Source organism: Acinetobacter sp. H1(2024), from assembly GCF_046557555.1.
Lineage (GTDB): Bacteria > Pseudomonadota > Gammaproteobacteria > Pseudomonadales > Moraxellaceae > Acinetobacter > Acinetobacter seifertii.
The window spans coordinates 406753-424351 of record NZ_JBKGFO010000003.1 but is presented as its reverse complement, the minus strand read 5'-3'; the positions used below and the strand labels follow the sequence as shown (position 1 = coordinate 424351).

The 17599-nt window shown below is 40.0% G+C and carries 15 protein-coding genes and 1 pseudogene; 7 read left to right on the top strand and 9 right to left on the bottom strand.

The annotated features are described in order from the left end of the window. The first annotated feature begins 44 nt into the window (after positions 1 to 44). From ACLCEG_RS11590 to murI, 6 genes are all read left to right on the top strand, one after another. The gene (locus ACLCEG_RS11590) at positions 45 to 1457 is read left to right on the top strand and encodes an amino acid permease (RefSeq protein WP_004704780.1); all 1413 of its coding nucleotides are present in this window, start codon (positions 45 to 47) and stop codon (positions 1455 to 1457) included. A 51-nt stretch (positions 1458 to 1508) separates the two neighbouring features. Then, the gene (gene hutI / locus ACLCEG_RS11585) at positions 1509 to 2714 is read left to right on the top strand and encodes an imidazolonepropionase (RefSeq protein WP_151749422.1); all 1206 of its coding nucleotides are present in this window, start codon (positions 1509 to 1511) and stop codon (positions 2712 to 2714) included. Between the two features lie 10 nt (positions 2715 to 2724). Continuing rightward, the gene (hutG, locus tag ACLCEG_RS11580) at positions 2725 to 3645 is read left to right on the top strand and encodes a formimidoylglutamase (RefSeq protein WP_410567605.1); all 921 of its coding nucleotides are present in this window, start codon (positions 2725 to 2727) and stop codon (positions 3643 to 3645) included. A gap of 253 nt (positions 3646 to 3898) precedes the next feature. Next, complete coding sequence (locus ACLCEG_RS11575) at positions 3899 to 5725, top strand: DUF885 domain-containing protein (protein WP_410567603.1); 1827 nt, start codon at positions 3899 to 3901, stop codon at positions 5723 to 5725. 99 nt (positions 5726 to 5824) lie between these two features. Beyond that, complete coding sequence (locus ACLCEG_RS11570) at positions 5825 to 6463, top strand: HAD family hydrolase (protein ID WP_410567601.1); 639 nt, start codon at positions 5825 to 5827, stop codon at positions 6461 to 6463. A gap of 23 nt (positions 6464 to 6486) precedes the next feature. Then, on the top strand, positions 6487 to 7287 hold the full coding sequence (murI, locus tag ACLCEG_RS11565; protein WP_410567599.1) for a glutamate racemase: 801 nt from the start codon (positions 6487 to 6489) through the stop codon (positions 7285 to 7287). Here murI and ACLCEG_RS11560 read toward each other — a convergent pair. Further along, the gene (locus ACLCEG_RS11560; RefSeq protein ID WP_191000952.1) at positions 7274 to 7897 is read right to left on the bottom strand and encodes a LysE family translocator; all 624 of its coding nucleotides are present in this window, start codon (positions 7895 to 7897) and stop codon (positions 7274 to 7276) included. The two genes, murI and ACLCEG_RS11560, sit on opposite strands and share 14 nt — an antisense overlap. 185 nt (positions 7898 to 8082) lie before the next feature. Then, positions 8083 to 9309, bottom strand: coding sequence for a hypothetical protein (locus ACLCEG_RS11555; RefSeq protein WP_410567597.1), 1227 nt, complete (start codon positions 9307 to 9309; stop codon positions 8083 to 8085). A 996-nt stretch (positions 9310 to 10305) separates the two neighbouring features. Between ACLCEG_RS11555 and ACLCEG_RS11550 the strand changes: the two are divergent. Further along, positions 10306 to 10538 (top strand): annotated as a pseudogene (locus tag ACLCEG_RS11550) (hypothetical protein). Between the two features lie 222 nt (positions 10539 to 10760). On the opposite strand, the gene glmS reads toward ACLCEG_RS11550, so the two are convergent. Genes glmS through ribBA form a run of 7 tightly spaced genes read right to left on the bottom strand, consistent with a single transcriptional unit; the run spans position 10761 to position 17485 of the window. Further along, complete coding sequence (gene glmS / locus ACLCEG_RS11545) at positions 10761 to 12599, bottom strand: glutamine--fructose-6-phosphate transaminase (isomerizing) (RefSeq protein ID WP_191028758.1); 1839 nt, start codon at positions 12597 to 12599, stop codon at positions 10761 to 10763. 12 nt (positions 12600 to 12611) lie between these two features. Further along, on the bottom strand, positions 12612 to 13976 hold the full coding sequence (gene glmU / locus ACLCEG_RS11540) for a bifunctional UDP-N-acetylglucosamine diphosphorylase/glucosamine-1-phosphate N-acetyltransferase GlmU (RefSeq protein ID WP_410567595.1): 1365 nt from the start codon (positions 13974 to 13976) through the stop codon (positions 12612 to 12614). An 8-nt stretch (positions 13977 to 13984) separates the two neighbouring features. Beyond that, complete coding sequence (locus ACLCEG_RS11535) at positions 13985 to 14518, bottom strand: phosphatidylglycerophosphatase A (RefSeq protein WP_000380679.1); 534 nt, start codon at positions 14516 to 14518, stop codon at positions 13985 to 13987. Beyond that, positions 14496 to 15413 (bottom strand): thiamine-phosphate kinase, encoded by a 918-nt coding sequence (thiL, locus tag ACLCEG_RS11530; protein ID WP_410567593.1) that lies wholly within the window; start codon positions 15411 to 15413, stop codon positions 14496 to 14498. The genes ACLCEG_RS11535 and thiL overlap by 23 nt, the downstream gene beginning before the upstream one ends. A 15-nt stretch (positions 15414 to 15428) precedes the next feature. Further along, the gene (gene nusB, locus ACLCEG_RS11525; RefSeq protein ID WP_004704812.1) at positions 15429 to 15878 is read right to left on the bottom strand and encodes a transcription antitermination factor NusB; all 450 of its coding nucleotides are present in this window, start codon (positions 15876 to 15878) and stop codon (positions 15429 to 15431) included. A gap of 3 nt (positions 15879 to 15881) precedes the next feature. Further along, a complete protein-coding gene (gene ribE / locus ACLCEG_RS11520) occupies positions 15882 to 16352 on the bottom strand; it encodes a 6,7-dimethyl-8-ribityllumazine synthase (protein ID WP_001007829.1) in 471 nt (156 codons plus the stop codon). An 11-nt stretch (positions 16353 to 16363) separates the two neighbouring features. Next, on the bottom strand, positions 16364 to 17485 hold the full coding sequence (gene ribBA, locus ACLCEG_RS11515; RefSeq protein WP_039252405.1) for a bifunctional 3,4-dihydroxy-2-butanone-4-phosphate synthase/GTP cyclohydrolase II: 1122 nt from the start codon (positions 17483 to 17485) through the stop codon (positions 16364 to 16366). Positions 17486 to 17599: the final 114 nt, after the last annotated feature.

Below are 17599 nucleotides of genomic sequence, written 5' to 3'. Positions count from 1 at the left end.
AGTGGCCGAATCCAACTAAATTTCCTCAAGGATTGGAGATTAAAATGTCACAAAACTCCACACTACAGCGGGGTTTAAACACCCGCCATATTCGTTTCTTGGCATTGGGCTCAGCAATTGGAACTGGGCTTTTCTATGGTTCGGCGACTGCCATCAAAATGGCAGGGCCTTCAGTATTACTTGCGTATATCGTTGCAGGGATTGCAATTTATATCGTTATGCGCGCACTGGGTGAAATGGCTGTCCATAACCCTGTCTCTGGTTCATTCAGCCACTATGCATCTCAGTACATTGGTCCATTGGCTGGTTTTACCACAGGTTGGACCTATGTTTTTGAGATGGTGATTGTTGCAATTGCCGATGTCACTGCGTTTGGTATTTATATGGGGTTCTGGTATCCCGATGTACCGCGGTGGATCTGGATTTTGTCTCTCATTATGTTCCTAGGTGCAATTAACCTTATTCATGTAAAAGTCTTTGGTGAACTCGAATTTTGGCTTTCAATTGTCAAAGTCAGTGCTATTGTTGCCATGATTATCGGTGGTTTAGGCCTTATGTTTTATGGCTTCCATGTTGATCACAGCAATGTTGTACCGGGGCTTCAAAACCTATGGATTTATGATGGTTTCATGCCGCATGGTATTGCAGGTTTAGTGGCATGTTTATCTGTAGTTGTATTTGCCTTTGGCGGTATCGAAATCATTGGTTTAACCGCAGGTGAGTCACAAGACCCGAAAACCACCTTACCAAAAGCAATTAATGCTGTTCCAGTCCGTATTTTACTGTTCTATGTACTCACTATTTTTGTACTGATGTCGATTTTCCCATGGAACCAGATTGGTAGCCAAGGTAGCCCGTTTGTACAAATTTTTGAAAACTTAGGCATTAAATCTGCTGCAAATATTTTAAACGTTGTGGTGGTAACTGCTGCAATTTCAGCAATTAACAGTGATGTATTTGGTGCAGGCCGTATGTTGTACGGTATGGCAAATCGTGGTCAAGCACCGCAAGTGTTCAAGAAACTTTCACGTAATGGTGTGCCTTGGATGACTGTTGTGGTTATGGCTGGCGTGCTGTTAATTGGTGTGGTACTGAACTACCTGATTCCTGAAAATGTATTTGTCATCATTGCATCAATTGCAACGTTTGCTACCGTTTGGGTATGGCTCATGATCTTGCTCTCGCAAGTGGCAATGCGCCGTAAATTATCTACTGCTGAAATTAAGGCACTGGATTTCCCTGTATTTGGCTGGCCATATGCTCCTGCGTTCGCAATCGGGTTTATGGTGTTCATTTTAGTGATGATGGGCTACTTCCCAGACTCGCGTCCTGCAATTTATGTAGGTGCGGCATGGCTTGCTCTATTAACCATTGCGTATCGCATTTGGGTAAAGCCGGAGCAAAGCTTGGGAAAGGAAAGTGAGCCTGTCCAGCAAAACATAGAAATGGAAAGCTAACAAATCAACTGCCCAATGGTTTAACTGTTGGGCAGTTTCGAGGATAGGCTAATGAAAAAACTTTGGCAGAACTGCCATATTGCCACCATGCAAAATGGGCAATATTCTTATATCGAAGATGCTGCAATTGTTACCGAAGGGCATCTCATCCATTGGATTGGAAAACAACAACAACTTCCTACCGACACTTATTCCGAAACAGTTGACCTAAATGGTGCTTGGGTGACCCCAGGTTTCATCGACTGTCATACGCATAGTGTATTTGGTGGCAACCGTAGCGTTGAGTTTGAAAAGCGCTTACAAGGCGTAAGTTATGCTGAAATTGCTGCAAGCGGTGGCGGTATTGCAAGTACAGTACGCGCAACCCGTGAAGCCAGCGAAGAACAATTACTTAAATCAGCCCTTAAGCGTATTCGCTGCATGCAGCAAGACGGTGTAACGACTATCGAAATTAAGTCTGGCTACGGACTCAACTACGAAAACGAGCGCAAAATGCTGCGTGTGATCCGTCAAATTGGTGAAGCTTTACCAATGACGGTCAAAAGCACCTGTTTGGCTGCCCATGCTTTACCGCCAGAATACAAAGATCAAAGCGACGCTTATATTGAGCATATCTGTACAGAAATGCTGCCTAAATTGCACGCTGAAGGTTTAGTCGATGCAGTAGATGCGTTCTGCGAGCATTTGGCATTTTCACCTGCTCAGGTTGAACGTGTTTTTAAAACAGCACAATCATTGAGTCTACCCGTTAAGCTTCATGCTGAGCAGCTTTCATCGCTAGGTGGTTCAAGCTTGGCAGCACGTTATCATGCTTTGTCGGCTGACCATTTAGAGTACATGACCGAAGATGATGTCAAAGCTATGGCAGAGTCGGGTACGGTTGCTGTGTTATTGCCGGGTGCCTTTTACCTATTACGTGAAACACAATACCCACCGATTGAAAGCCTTATTAAGCATGGCGTGCGTATTGCACTGTCGAGTGATTTAAATCCAGGTACATCTCCAGCACTTTCTGTACGTTTAATGCTGAATATGGGCAGTACGTTATTCCGCTTAACACCTGAGCAAGCATTAGCGGGTGTCACCATTCATGCGGCACAAGCACTCGGTTTAGAGCAAACACACGGCAGTTTAGAGCAAGGTAAAGTCGCTGACTTCGTGGCTTGGGATATTGAGCATCCATCTGAAATTGTTTACTGGCTTGGCGGAGATTTGCCTAAGCGAGTCGTTCAGCATGGACAAGAAGTTATTTTTTAGACGGTGGCATATGAATCACACATTTAAATGGCAAGGCCGTCATGATGGCGATGGTGAAGCACATCAACGTATCCATCATATTATGAATAAAACCCAACATGCCGAGTTTGCCCTGATTGGCTTTAGCTCTGATGAAGGCGTGAAACGTAACAAAGGCCGAGTTGGTGCTGCCGATGCGCCAGATGCGATTCGTACACAACTGGCTAACTTACCGATTCATCGCACAGTGAGCCTGGTCGATTTGGGTACAGTGACTTGCGAATATGAGAATTTAGAGCAAGCACAAAGCGAGTTAGCAGAACAAGTCGCCAATAGCCTGCAAAATGGTTTAAAGCCGATTGTGTTGGGCGGTGGACATGAAGTTGCATTTGGTAGCTTTAGTGGTCTGTTCCAATATGTACAAGCCCACGCGCCAGATAAAAAAATAGGCATTATTAATTTTGATGCCCATTTTGATTTGCGTGAAGCAGAGCATGCCACCTCTGGAACACCTTTTTTACAAGCAGCTCGACTTTCAGAACAGCATCAAAAACAATTTAATTACTTATGTATTGGGGTTGCTAACCATGCCAATACTAAAGTTTTGTTTGATACGGCCGATGCTTTAAATTGTTCATATTTACGCGATCATGAGGTTAATATTTTTAACCTACCAAACGTGCTCGCGGCGGTTGATGCTTTTATTGCAAAAGTAGACTGTTTGTACGTTACGATTGATTTAGATGTCTTCGCGGCTGCGGTTGCACCAGGGGTCAGTGCACCTGCTGTAAAAGGAATTGATTTAGCCACTTTTGAAGCAATTTTTAAGCATATTCAAGAGACTGGCAAAATCAAACTTTTAGATATTGCCGAGTGCAATCCAAAATTTGATTTGGACAATCGAACAGCAAAACTGGCTGCCTATATTGTTTATCAATATTTGTTTTCTTGAGAAACAATTTTTAATGTAGAAATGAAAAAGTGCACTGAGATCGCTCATGTGCGCTTTTTTTGACTTTCTGGTAAATTAAAGTCAAATATGGAATATAGATAGCAACTATAAATAATTTAATTAAAAAGAAAATTAATTTATAAAATCATTGAGTTAAAAAAATACTCGATTTTTACACTATTTTATAGGCTGCTTGGCACGTAATTTGTTTTGTCTATATTTTAAACTTCGTTAAATATGTTTGGATAATTAAATGAAAAACAGAACCTTACATTTTGCTTGTATCAGTGTTTTATTTTGGATGTCTCATTCGTCTAATGCTACAACCCCCGAAATAAGTACAAATACCACCGAAAAATCACAAGCTAAACAAAACAGTAATGTCTCTGTTCGGGTGAAAGCTTTAAATCAGCTTTTACAAGAACAATGGGAATATACTTTGAAAAATAACCCCGAAACTGCCACGACATTAGGCGATTTACGCTACAACGATCGATGGACCGAGTCTTCAAAAAATCAGATTGAGAAAGATAAAAAAACTACTCAAAATTTTTTAAAACGTTTTGAAGCGATTGATAGCACAGGGTTTTCAGCAACCGATCAATTAAATAAAGGTTTAATGATTTATCAGTTGAAAGAGACACTTAAAAATTATGATTTGAAACTCTATGAGATGCCTTTCAATCAAATGTGGGGGCTGCATTTACAATTTCCGGGATTTATTAGTTCGATTCCATTTAATAATACTAAGCAATATCAAGACTATATTGCTCGTTTAAAACAAATTCCTCTTATTCTTGATCAAGGTATTCAGTTAGCGAAACAAGGACAAAAAGATGGTTTGATACCACCGAAATATTTACTTGAAAAAGTGGCAAAGCAGATTGATAGCATTGCAACTCCAGCAGGGAAAGATAGTGTTTTTGCTTCTCCATTAAAGCAATTTCCAAAAAACATTTCGAAAGCAGAACAAGAGCGTTTAAGCCGTGAAATACTACAGGCCATAGATCAGAATGTTCGGCCTGCTTATCAAAAACTCGGCACGTTTATTCAGAAAGATTACTTACCCTATGGACGACAGCACGAGGGTATCTGGAGCTTGCCAAACGGTGACGAGCTCTATCGTTTTTATGTAGAAAACAATACAACCACCTCGGAAAGTCCTGAATCTATTCATCAATTGGGATTAAAAGAAGTTGCTCGTATAGAGGCGGAAATGCTGAAAATTGCCAAAGCACAAGGCTTCAATGACTTAAAAAGTTTCCAACAATCTTTAAAAATAAATCCCGCTGTTTTCCCAAAATCTCGTGAAGAAATTTTAGAGATTTATCGTGGATATATTGCCCAAATGCAACCAGAGTTGCCGAAGCTGTTTGGTTTATTGCCAAAAAATAAAGTCGAAGTTTTACCTGTAGAGCAATATCGAGAAAAAGAAGCGGCAGGTGCGGAGTATCACCAAGGCACGCCTGATGGTTCACGTCCTGGACAAGTATATGTAAATACTGGCGACTTCTCTGAACGTTCCAAAATATCCATGGAAGCGACTGCTTACCATGAGGCAATTCCCGGCCACCATATGCAGATTGATATTGCCCAAAACCTGCCAAATTTGCCGATGTTCCGAAAGCAACCTAACCATACCGCTTATATTGAAGGATGGGCACTTTACGCAGAGCAATTGGGTAAAGATGTTGGTTTCTATAAAGACCCGCTTTCAGACTATGGAAGACTCTCGAGTGAGTTGTTCCGGGCTTGTCGTCTAGTGGTGGACACTGGTGTGCATTATAAAAAATGGACGCGTCAGCAAATGATTGATTTTATGCGCGAACACTCAGCTTTAGATGAACCAGATATTCAGGCAGAGGCAGACCGCTATATTGCTATTCCTGCCCAAGCATTGGCATACAAAATGGGCCAACTCAAAATTTTAGAGCTACGGGAGCTTGCGAAACAGGAGCTTGGAGATCGTTTTGATATCAAAGCATTCCATGACATGGTTTTAAATGCAGGAACCTTGCCTTTAAATATACTCGATGCCCGTATTAAAAATTGGATAAAGGAACAAAAAGCGGCAGCGTAAAATAAAATTCAAAATTTAGGTCAGGTCCTCGTTGGGCCTGATTTAAAAAGATATAAAAAACATAATATAATAATGAAAAATATACTTTTGAAATTAGAAATGGAAAAAACCTTAAAACAATATCAAGCGATTATTTTTGATTTAGATGGCACTTTAGTCGATTCCTTTCATTTTTTTCTAAATGTTTTAAATCAACTTTCCGCAAAGTATAAGTTTAAATCGGTAAGCCTTCACGAAGTCGAGTACTACAAACAACTTACGCCTAGAGAAATTATGAAAGAGATGAATGTTTCTCGGTGGAAACTGCCTTGGATTGCGAAAGACTTTATTCGGTTAATGAAAGAAAGAGATGAAGAAATTCATTTGTTTGAAGGTATGCGTGACCACCTAATTGAACTGCATAAGCAGGGATATACGCTCGCAATTATTACCTCTAACTCTAAAGAAAATTGTCAAAATGTACTGGGTGAAGAACTCTGTGAGCTTTTTAGCCATATTGATGGCGGCTCGTCTATATTTGGCAAAGCGAAGCGAATAAAGCGTGTTCTCAACATTTTGGACGTAAGAAAGAACCATGCCATTTATGTCGGCGACCAAACCACGGATGGCGAAGCTGCACATAAAGCAGGTATTGATTTTGCTGCGGTAGGTTGGGGATATACATCGGCCGAAAAATTAAAAACCATTCAGCCCAAAGTCGTGCTCACAGACTTGGCAACCATGAAAGAATTTTTCTAAATACATGAAATACGGGACTAACCATGAATAATAGTAACAACCCGATTGGAATGATTGACTCTGGTTTAGGCGGGCTGTCTCTCTTTAAGTATATTCGGCAGGCCCTTCCGAATGAAGATATTATCTATTTCGCGGACTCGAAATATGTCCCTTATGGCGACAGAGAAAGTGACTGGATTGTGTCACGGACTACGCATTTAATTTCAAACCTAGTGACTCATGGTAAATGCAAAGCGATCGTGATTGCTTGTAACACCATGACGGCTGTAGCGGTTGAAACGATTAGAGCGCAAATTAATGTGCCGCTTATTGCTATAGAACCAGCGGTAAAACCCGCGGTAGCCATGACCGTGAGCAAGCATATTGCTGTTTTGGCAACTGCCACCACGGTGAAGGGCAAAAACTTAAAAAGTTTAATTGAAACGTATGCGCAAGATATTAAAGTGTCTTTGGTGCCGTGTATTGGTTTGGCTGAAAAAATTGAAACGGGCAAAGCACATACCGCGGAGGTTAAAGATTATTTAAAAAATATTTTGGCACCGTTGGTCGAGCAAAAAGTCGATACGATTATTTTAGGATGCACGCACTATCCATTTGTCTCAGACACGATTCAGGAAATTGTAGGTGGTAATATTCAAATTATTGAGCCTTCGGAAGCTGTAACAGCGCAATTAATTCGTCAGCTCAATCAATATAAGTTAAGTTCTGAAAGTCCAAATGAGGGGAATCATATTATTTGGACCAGTTCAGACCCGTTGGAAGTTGCGGACGTTACTTTTTCTTTGTTAGGTACGCGTTTACCCGTAGAAACTACTGATTTTTAAAGCCAAGAAAAACGCCTAGCCCCATAAAAATGAGTCCACCCATCACTGACATAGATTTTTGGGGCTTCTTCGATTTAGTTAATTTTTGGCTAATATAATTGGCTAAAAACACACAAACCACATCAGCAGAAACAAAGATCAGATTCACAATCAGACCCAGAATGATGAATTGAGACCAAACTGGAAAATCTAATGAGGTATTAATAAATTGGGGTAAAAATGCGATATAAAAAATAGCGGTTTTAGGGTTTAAAACTTCGACCAGAATGCTCTGCTTTAAAGATAACTGACCATTTTCAACATTTTGCTGAACAGTCGGTGACGAGGTCGATCTAATTAATTTAATGCCTAACCAAACTAAATACAAAGCACCTAAAATTTTAATAATATCATAGAGTTTTGGAATTATTTGAAAGATGGTTGTTAGGCCCAAAGAGGCTGCGATGATATGAAAACAGCCTCCTAAGAAAATTCCAAATGCTGCCATCAAACCAGATTTTCTACCACGTGAAAGCGTCTGCGCAGCGGTATACAGCATTGCTGGACCCGGAATATAAGCAAAAATAATTGTAGTAATTAAAAATGTAATGAATAACTCTAAAGAAATCATGTTTTACCTATCTTATTGTTGCTGTTTTTGAATGAATTTTAAACAATTTAAAGTATAAGAAATTTATAAGTATTTCAATTTTATAATCAGATTTACTTCTATCAAACTCAAAATCATCCAAAGAATGATTTAAATTCTTTGGATGATTGAAAATAAACTTATTTAGTTTTTGGAGTCACTGCCTATTAAGCTCTTTTAAGTTCCCAGCGCTGTCTCGGATCATTAGTAGAGCGTTGACTGATCGTTGCATGTGAATCCCAGAGATGTGTCAATACCGCATCTGGTTGGCCTTCTACAAAGATATAACCATCTTCAAATGCCCACTTAGTTTGGTACTGACGACCAGCGCCTTGTAAGAAAATATCGCCACTATGCCAATGAACTGCTTGCTTTTCTTTATCTTTTGTACTTTTTAATGCTGTTTGCAGTTGTTCAAAAGATTCATTTGACTTTAAACATGTCTGCAGAATCTTTTTGGCCGTATTCATATTTTTCTCATCAGTATGTAGATCTAGCGTTTTTCTAAGCTCTAGAATAATTTTTACGGCTTCTTTTTGAGGATCTTCTACATCTTGAAGCTCTGTCCATACTTTTCCTTGGAGTTCCCCAAGCTGCTCTTTTTTAATTTTTTCTAGAAGAGCATTGATATTTTGATGTCTTAAATGCAATCGGAACACTGAATCTCGATGCTCATCTTTAAGATCCAAGACATCTAATTGCACAGAGGCAAGAATGATCTTATAGAGTTGTTCGTTATGCTGAGCGAAAGGATTTTCAGACAAACCTTTAAGTTCAGGAATATTTAATAAACCTAGCAAAGGAGAGCGAGCATATTCATAGAACTTTTGCTCAATGCTACGAATTGACTCATGAGCGAGGACTGGATTTAAAAGGTCATTTAGCTTGGTCTCATCATGTTTGCCAATGAGTTCCGATTTAATGGTTTCTTCGCCGTTAATATCAATAAATGTTTCTAATAAACGAATAATATCCAGACCATCATTGGTTTTTAAATGGGCTAGTGTTTGTTCATCTTGCTGTGGTAAAAGACTAATAAAATGTTCTAAGTCGTGGTCTTTCAGTTTAAATCCAATCACTTTTGTTTTAACGTAAGCACCGAGCACCCAACGAGAACGGATATCTTTAACTTTGTTATAAAGCATATTCACTCTGTGACCCCAACTGTCTGCACTACTGTCAAAATACCAAAGCTCTTCTTCTATGTTTTTAGCTTTGTCATGTACCGTAAATAGGCGGTCATTTGTATGAGAGTAAGCTATCTTACCCGTTTCTCCAAGTGAACTTACAGCATCTTGTAAGCCATGGGTTTGTCCACCGTATGCGCTTGCGATACATGCACCTGTTTCTTTATTAACGATTCTAAAGTTTCCACCTGGAAAGCCATTAGCCATGATAAGTCGCTCCTTATAATTAGAAAGTTTTTGTAATAGTCGAAATTTATAGTTATTAGGCAAATTTCGAAGCGTGATTTATATCATGATTTTTCATGTAAAAAGACAAGTGTTTTTGTTGATTTTTGTACATAACATGCTGATTTATTTATATTTATTAGAGTTTCTTAATAAAAGGCATAGACTATGCTTTAGAGCTTTATAAATTCAATAAAGCTACAGAGAAATAAGTTTTGGAAAAGATGCTAGAAGTGCTCGCTTATCGACTTATGGAGTAGGGGCGTTCTATAAGTTGTTTTTATACTTAAATCGTCTTCATGTTAGCTGTATTTATATAAACTATTAAATTAGGATTAATCTATTTTATTAACTAAATATATATAACTCAAGTTTATATTTTAAATTTAATTAAAAGCCATGAATATAATAAGAAGGGCAATATTATTTAAATATGAATAAAATGATTATATTTAAACTTTTTCATTAAAATAAATTGACGTAATTAAAATCACCGATTATTATCTCGTTGCTGGCCTACATTGCCAGTCGGTTTTAGCAGACCGTACCCTAGCGTGTCGGGTTATACTTCCTCAGTATTACCCGTGTGGAACCTTTGTGCCCCCTTTTTCTCTATGGTAGGGCGGAAGGGGGACGCGTTCGCGCGTGCTGGTCGCTAGGTCAGTCTGCTAACCCTCTTTCGTTCTACCACCCTAAATTAATTCGCGGTGATTTGGTGGTAGAACTCCATTTTTAAGGAGTTAGCCATGCCATTATTCAAACTCATTTTCTCTTTTAGTTAACTATTTTATTTATTTAAAATTTGGGTTTTTTGCGACCTGATTTTTTAGATTTATAAATTATTTCTATTTTAAAATTTTAATTATTTTATTTTCCTATATTTTTGGAAGGATTAACTGTTATTTAAAAAATTATTTTAATATTTATTTGCATCATATTTTTATTTTATTTAAATTTATAAATAATCATGAGAATAATATGAAGCTACATAAATATTTATTGGTTTTAAACCTTGTGGTCGGTGCTTACAGTATTACAAATGATGATGCCAATGCTCAGCAGGAATTTAAAAAAATTTGTTCACCTCAAACCGTACAACGTTTAAAACACACCAGTTTGCAAAGTCCTGTTCTCCCACAGGACTTTGCCCCTAACTTTTTTCAGCAGCATTCAACGCTGCGATAAAACTGAAATGGGCTAAGTTCGCTTAGCTCTTTTATCTCTGTGTCGCAATGATCTCTCACACTTTAAATCAGCGCAAAAGTAAAAGACTGTTGTGGCACGGGGGCCTAGGGTGAGTTCTCTATTTTTCTTTCACGGGAAAGGGCTGTGTGGCCGTATGAACGCAATAAAAAAGCCCGATATGCGTTACATGTCGGGCTTAATCAATCAGTTATTAAAGCAGGTGATGCCTTAATAATGATCTTTTTGAATTACTCTACAGTTACTGACTTCGCCAAGTTACGTGGCTGGTCAACGTCCGTACCACGTAATACAGCAACGTGATAAGACAATAACTGAACTGGTACGCTATAAATGATTGGAGCAAGCCATTCGTTTACTGCTGGAATTTGTACAACGTGTTGACGATCTTTTTCAACTACACCGCTATTTTCATCAGCGAAAACGAATAATTCACCACCACGCGCCTGAACTTCTTCCATATTCGACTTAAGCTTATCAAGCATTTCGTCGTTTGGCGCAAGAATCACGATTGGCATTTCGTTATCAACAAGTGCCAATGGCCCATGTTTTAACTCACCAGCCGCATAACCTTCTGCGTGAATATATGAAATTTCTTTAAGCTTTAACGCACCTTCCAAAGCGATTGGATAGTGTGTGCCACGGCCTAAGAATAAACAGTGTTGTTTTTCAACGAACAATTCTGATAAACGTAAAATTTCATCGTTATTTTTAAGCGTATCAAGAATGACTTTCGGGCTGTGCCACAATTCACGGGCAATCTCTTCAATCATGACATTGCTAATACGCTGTTTTACTTGTCCAATTTTTAGAACGAGTAGCATAAGCGCAGCAAGCTGAGTCGTGAACGCTTTCGTTGATGCAACACCAATTTCAGGCCCAGCAAGGGTCAATAAGTGGTGATCAGTTTCACGTACCATTGAAGACGTAGCAACGTTACAAATGGTTAAAGTCTGAATGCTGAGCTTGTTTGCTTTAGCACGTTTTTGAGTTTCACGTAATGCAGCTAAAGTATCGGCTGTTTCACCTGATTGAGAAATACAGACATAAAGCGTATTTTCAACAATCACAGGTGAGCGATAGCGGAATTCACTTGCGATTTCAACTTGGCAAGGCACACCAATCAGTTGTTCAAACCAATATTTCGCGATCATGCCTGAGTGATAACTTGTACCACATGCAATAATTTGTACGCTTTGAACTTTGCTAAAGTCTGCTTCAGCATTTTGCAAGAAGTCTTCGCGTAAGCTGTTGCCGTCAAGTGCTTGAGAAATCGTTTGTTTGATTGCTTCTGGTTGCTCATAAATTTCTTTGAGCATGTAGTGCTTGTATTCACCTTTTGAAGCATTGCTTACTGTTGCGTCAAGCTCTTTCACTGGACGTTCAACAAGTTCACCGTTTGCAAATACTTCAATTGAAGTACGAGTCAGGCGAGCAATATCACCTTCTTCTAAATACATAAAACGGTTAGTTACAGGTAAAAGCGCAAGTTGGTCTGAACTAATAAAGTTTTCACCAATACCTACACCAATCACAAGTGGTGAACCTTCGCGTACAGTGATTAACTCATCTGGATAATCGCTATGGATAATACCCAGTGCGTATGCACCTTTAAGCTGAGGAACAACAGATTGTACTGCTTCAAGTAAGCTGTCAGTGCTTTTTAGTGCTTCTGCAACTAAGTGAGCGACAACTTCTGTATCTGTTTGAGAGGTAAACACATATCCTAAAGCTTGAAGGTCATCTTTAAGCTCTTGATAGTTTTCGATAATACCGTTGTGAACGACTGCCACTTTACCCGACATATGTGGGTGAGCATTATTTTCAGTTGGTTTACCATGTGTTGCCCAACGTGTATGAGCAATACCAACTACCCCAGTGAGCTGCTGATCAGCAACCGCATCAGCAAGATTAATCACCTTACCTACACGACGCTCACGTAAAACTTCTTCATTATTCAGTACAGCAACGCCTGCTGAATCATAACCGCGATATTCAAGACGTTTTAAACCTTCGATTAAAATCTCAGTTACACAACGTTCTGCAACGCCTCCGACGATACCACACATAATTCAATCCTCTTATTTTTCACGCTTTTGGGGACGTTGATAATTTGCCTTAGAAATTTGTTGAGCACGTTCAAAGGAGAGACTTTGTTCAGCTACATCTTTCGTAATCACAGAACCCGCACCGACTGTTGCTCCATTTCCAATAGTCACAGGCGCAACCAGCGAGCTATTAGAACCGATAAACACTGCATCGCCAATAGTGGTTTTGTGTTTATTTGCACCATCATAATTGCAGGTAATTGTACCTGCCCCAATATTTGAGTCAGCACCGATCTCGGCATCACCTAAGTAGTTGAAATGGTTAGCTTTACTACCAAGACCAATGGTTGTGTTTTTGACTTCAACGAAGTTACCAATGTGGACTTCGTTCGCCAATTTAGCGCCCGGGCGTAAGCGTGCGAAAGGACCAATTTGAGTGTTTTCACCCACAATTGCACCATCAAAAACGCTATAAGCTTGAACTTTGGTTCCTGCTGCAATTTTTGTATTCTTCAAAATACAACCAGCACCGATTTCTACAAAGTCACCGAGTTCACAGTCACCTTCAATAATGACATTTACGTCAATACGAACATCGTGTCCAACTTTCACAGAACCGCGTAAATCAAAACGTGCAGGGTCAGCAAAAGTTACGCCTTGTTGCATAAGTTCTTTTGCTTGCTGTTGCTGAAAATCGCGTTCAAGTGCTGCAAGTTGTAAGCGGTCATTCACCCCTTCAACTTCAAAAGCAAGTTCTGGCTGAATAGAGGCAATTTCTAAACCATCTGCAACCGCCATCGCAACGATGTCAGTTAAATAGTATTCGCCTTGTGCATTTTCATTAGAAAGCTTAGGCAACCATTCATGAAGTTTTGCATTGCTTACACAGTAAATGCCTGTGTTGATTTCTTGAATTTGGCGCTGTGCATCAGTTGCATCTTTATGTTCAACAATCGCTTGAATTTTGCCGTCTTGGCGAACAATACGGCCATAACCTGTTGGGTTTTCGACATGTAAAGTAATCATGCCAATACCAGTTTGACTTGATGCTTCAACAAGTTGCTCTAGCGTTGTTTGACGGACTAAAGGAACATCGCCGTATAAAATTAATGAAATACCGTCTTTAGGAAGTACCGGTAAAGTCATTTGTACCGCATGACCTGTACCTAATTGTTCTGCTTGTTCAACCCATTGAATGTTTTCTTGTGCAAACGTCTGCTTTACGTGATCGCCGCCGTGTCCATAAATGGTAATGATATTTTCTGCTAATAGTTGTTTTGCTGTCTTAATAACATGTCCTAGTAGCGGGCGGCCAGCTAAAGGCTGTAATACTTTAGGTAGTTGTGAACGCATTCGCGTTCCTTTGCCTGCAGCAAGGATAATGACGGTAGTTGACATGAGTAAACCTACTTAAATGGCGTTACGCCCCAGAAAGTAATAAATATGATGATACATAGTGCCGCCCAAAGCCCTGCAATGATGTCGTCCAGCATAATTCCGAAGCCGCCAGCAACTTTCTGGTCAGCCACACGGATTGGCCAAGGTTTCCAAACATCAAACAGGCGGAATAAGCAAAAACCAATTAGTGCCCATTGTAACGACATTATATTAAAAAATATTAAAGGCAGGAGAGTAATAGATTGACCTGCAAATTCGTCCCACACAATTCGACCATCATCGTGTACATCTATAACCTTTGCTGTTTGACCGCAAATATAAATACCCACCAACGACATGATGATAATAGCGATTAAACTTAAGTTAAATCCGAGAGATAGCCAAATAGGAATGAAAAGTAAGGCAAAAGCAGAGCCAAAAGTACCCGGTGCTTTAGGGGCGAGACCAGATCCAAAACCAACCCCACAGAAAACGATGCAGCGGTTGAACCAAGACATGTTCTTAAAATGAATCGGCGGTTTATGCAAAGTGTTGGTATCCATGAATTTGCAGCGGGTAATCTGAACCCAAATGCTCAAAAGTTAGTTTTGTTTGTTCAACGATCTGTCCAATCATTGTAATCTTAACGTCCAGTTGTTTTTGCAAAAGTTTTCCATAATTTTGCGGTGTTATTGTAAAACATAATTCGTAGTCATCACCACCGGCAAGCGCATATTGCCAACGTTGTTGTTCTTTTAATTGTTGCAATACTGGGTCAACAGGTAATTTTTCTAAGGCAAGTCGTGCTCCAACCTTAGATGCTTTTAAAATATGTCCTAAATCTTGCGCTAAACCATCTGAAACATCAATCATGCTAGAGGCAAGTCCTTTAAGCTCTTGCCCAAGCTGACAACGTGGTGTCGGATAATCGAGTCTTTGCTGCAGCGGATGTCCCAAATGCTGAAGACCGTAAGCTGCATCACCCACCTGACCACTTACACAAACATAATCACCGACTTTTGCGCCTGAACGTAACACGGCTTTGCCGGTTTCTATCCAGCCCATTGCGGTAACGGTAATGGTGAGATGAGGACCTTGGGTGGTATCTCCACCAATTAAGGTAACACCGAACTGATTACAACAGTCGTAGATTCCCTGACTAAAACCTTCAAGCCACTCATGGTCAACTTGAGGTAAGCTGATTGCAAGCAAAATACTATGGGGTTTAGCACCCATTGCAGCAATATCTGAAAGATTTACAGCAACGCTTTTCCAACCGATAGCATGAGGGGAGGTGTCTAGAGGGAAATGACGGCCAGCAACCAGTGTATCTGCACAGATCACTAATTGTTGATTTGGAGGGGGAGTAATTAAGGCTGAGTCATCACCGATACCAAGTGCGACATCTGGATTTGATTGTCGATTAAAATATTGGTCAATAATTGAAAACTCAGCCATAGAACATCAAGCCTATTAATCTGCTTGCTGTTTTTCTGCGCTACGCAGTGTCGAACTCAGACGGTCTAATACACCATTGATGTACTTATGACTGTCTGCTCCGCCAAAATGCTTAGCGAGCTCGATTGCTTCATCAAGTACCACACGGTATGGAATTTCTAAATGATCACGTAACTCGTAAGCACCTAAACGTAAAGTCGCAAGTTCCACGCCATCAAGTGCACTAAGTTCCCGGTCAAGTACCGGAATAAGTAATGCATCAAGTTCTTCACGTTGAGCAATGACTTGAGTCAGTAGTTCGTGATAATAGCCTAAGTCGACCTTGTGCATTGCATTTTCCGCACGTGTACGCGCTTCAATTTCATGTACAGGGTTGTGACTCATTTGCCACTCATAAATACCTTGTACAGCAAAACGACGTGCTTTGCGTTTTGCTGCATAAGCGGCTTGCAGTGTTTGAGACATGCTTTAAATTGCCTTTAATAAATTAACCATTTCAATTGCAGTTAAAGCAGCTTCGCTACCTTTGTTTCCTGCTTTTGTACCTGAGCGTTCGATTGCTTGCTCGATGCTGTCAGTAGTTAATACACCATTGATAACAGGCAAGCTGCTTTCTAACGCAACTACACCTAAACCTTTCGCACATTCACCAGCAACAAAGTCAAAATGTGGTGTGCTGCCACGAATTACTGCACCAAGTGCAATAATCGCATCAAACTGGTTTGATGTAGCTAATTTTTTAGCAACGATCGGGAGTTCCCATGCGCCAGGAGCGTGAATAACAGTAATGTTATCTTCATTTACGCCATGACGTTTTAATGTGTCGATCGCGCCTTCTAATAAGTGTTCAACAACAAAGCTGTTAAAACGACCCACTAAAATCGCATAACGACCTTCGCTTGCGAGATGTAATAAACCTTCAATACGGCGAATTGCCATAGCAACCTCGATTATTTCGTTGTGATTTGATCAGCAGTGATATATTCCACTACTTCTAAATTAAAGCCAGATAAAGCATTGAAACGTAATGGTGAGCTAAGAAGCTTCATTTTTTCAACACCTAAATCACGCAAAATTTGAGCACCGACACCAATCGTTTGATATTGATGTGAAAGTGCTGCATTGGATTTCACCGGTTTTGGCTTATTTAAATCATCCAACGCTGGTCCCAAGTCTTGCAAATGATCTTGGCCGATCCATACTAAAACACCGCGATCACTCGCTGCAATTGTCTGTAGTGCACGGTCTAGATTCCACGCAGGTTCACCATCAGCTTTATTGAGCTTAAGCAAATCGCGAATTGGACTGAAACCATGAACACGTACTGTTGTAACACCTTCTTTTGGCTCGCCTTTAACCAAAGCCAAATGAATGTCCGGATTACCAATCTCACGATAACGGTAAAGTTCAAATGCACCATATTCAGTTTGAATGGTTTTTTGATCCAAACGTTCAACCGTTTGCTCATTGGTCATACGGTAGTGAATTAGGTCGGCAATTGTACCAATTTTTAGACCATGCTTCTCAGCAAAAATTTCTAAATCTGCACGACGTGCCATTGTGCCATCTTCATTGATGATTTCACAAATGACTGAAGCTGGTTCAAAGCCCGCTAAACGTGTTAAATCACAGCCTGCTTCGGTATGGCCTGCACGATGTAAAACACCACCTGGTTGAGCCATGAGTGGGAAAATATGACCCGGCTGTACGATATCGCTTGGTTTAGCATGCGCTGCGACAGCTGTTTGAATTGTATGCGCACGCTCTGCTGCTGAAATACCTGTTGTAATACCTTCGGCAGCTTCGATTGATAACGTAAAGTTTGTGCTGTGCTGAGCGCCGTTTTGATCAACCATCAAAGGTAGATTTAACTGTTTACAGCGCTCACGGCTTAACGTTAGGCAAACTAGACCACGTGCATGGGTAATCATGAAGTTGATATCTTCAGGACGCACATGCGTTGCTGCCATGACAAGATCACCTTCATTTTCGCGATCTTCGTCATCCATCAAAATAACCATTTTGCCTGCACGAATATCGGCGACAAGATCTTCAACACGACTCAGCGGCATTCGCTTTCACCTTTTTTTGTCGTAAGACAATTTCTATTTAATAAATTTTGCATAGTTTACGCTGTTTAGAGAATTTTGCCTATGATTCTGATTTATCCAAATTTACATCTCAAC